The organism is Streptomyces hyaluromycini (assembly GCF_002217755.1).
In the GTDB taxonomy this organism is placed as follows: domain Bacteria; phylum Actinomycetota; class Actinomycetes; order Streptomycetales; family Streptomycetaceae; genus Streptomyces; species Streptomyces hyaluromycini.
In genome coordinates, this window is record NZ_BCFL01000003.1 from 1 (window position 1) to 1,215 (window position 1,215).

2 protein-coding genes are annotated in these 1,215 nt (G+C 69.2%); both read left to right on the forward strand.

The genetic code is table 11. The features are described from left to right. The first annotated feature begins 77 nt into the window (after window positions 1-77). Window positions 78-677 carry a helix-turn-helix domain-containing protein gene (locus SSP29_RS00020; RefSeq protein WP_245882988.1) on the forward strand — a complete coding sequence of 200 codons (600 nt, stop codon included), beginning with the start codon at window positions 78-80 and terminating at the stop codon, window positions 675-677. Continuing rightward, the gene (locus SSP29_RS00025; protein WP_089098375.1) at window positions 674-1,201 is read left to right on the forward strand and encodes a transposase; all 528 of its coding nucleotides are present in this window, start codon (window positions 674-676) and stop codon (window positions 1,199-1,201) included. Before SSP29_RS00020 ends, SSP29_RS00025 begins: the two co-directional genes overlap by 4 nt. Window positions 1,202-1,215 lie beyond the last annotated feature (14 nt).

A 1,215-nucleotide genomic window follows, 5' to 3' on the forward strand; every position in this document is an offset into this window, starting at 1 on the left:
GCTGCGTTCCGCTTCGGGTGGGTATATGTGCTGGTGGCGGGGTGGTTGCGGGTGCTCGGGGGCGGGTGCTTCGGGTGGTGTTACGGGCGCGGGAGAGCCGCGACGAGGGTGAGCGGGCGCTGGTTCGCCGGCTGGCGCGGGCGCGGAAGGCGCCGCGGGATCTGGTGGAGCGGTGCCGGATGGTGGAGCTGAGTTGGGGTGCGGCGCGGGTGCCGGCGATCGCCGCTGAGCTGGGGTGCAGTGAGAAGGCGGTGCGCCGGTGGCTGCATCGCTTCAACCGCTTGGGGCTGGAAGGGTTGGAGAACCTGCCAGGTGGTGGGCGCAGGCGCCGGATCACCGAGGCCGAGCGCTCGAGGATCGTTGGCCTGGTCAGGCTGACGCCGCCGGGTCGGCTGGAGGTGCGGCCGTCGAACGAGATGTGGGCCGCGGACGAGTCGGGGCCTTCGGAGTGGACCTTGGACGCGCTGGCTGCCGCGGCCCGGGACCTGGGCATCCAGGTGGGCCGGTCCCAGGTGCGCCGGATCCTGCTGGCAGAAGGTGTGCGCTGGCGGCGCACGCGCTCGTGGACGCGCTCAAGAGATGTGGACTTCGAGGGAAAAGGACGCGGATCGTCGGGCTCTATACCAGCCCGCCCGAGGGCGCGACGGTCGTCTGCGCCGACGAGCTCGGCCCGGTGATCCCCCGCACCTTCCCGCCGGCACCGGGCTGGTCACCGGACGGACACCGCATCAAGAACGAGATCGACTACTCCCGCGGACCGGAGAAGACCTGGGTCTACGGCGGCTTACGGGTCCGTGACGGTCAGGAGCTCACGATGACCGCCACCTCCCGCAACAGCGCCTTCTACCAGCAGTTCCTTCAACTGGTCGAGGACGCCAACCCCGTCGGGGACATCTATGTGATCACCGACAATCTGTCCTCGCACAACAGCGTGTCCACCCGGACCTGGCTCGAGGACCATCCTCGTATCAGGCACGTGTTCATCCCGGTCGGCGCCTGCTGGCTCAACCTCCAAGAGGGCTGGTGGCGGATCTTCCGCAAGACAGCCCTGGCCGGACGCTCCTTCGGCGACCGCGACCACATCACCCACGCCACCGAAGTGGCCACAGCCCAGCTCAACGCCCGCGCCCGACCCTGGATCTGGGGCAGACCCGCGCCGCCCACCAGGCGTTTACGCCGCCGCTATGTGTACTTCCTTTGAGGAACGCAGCACTA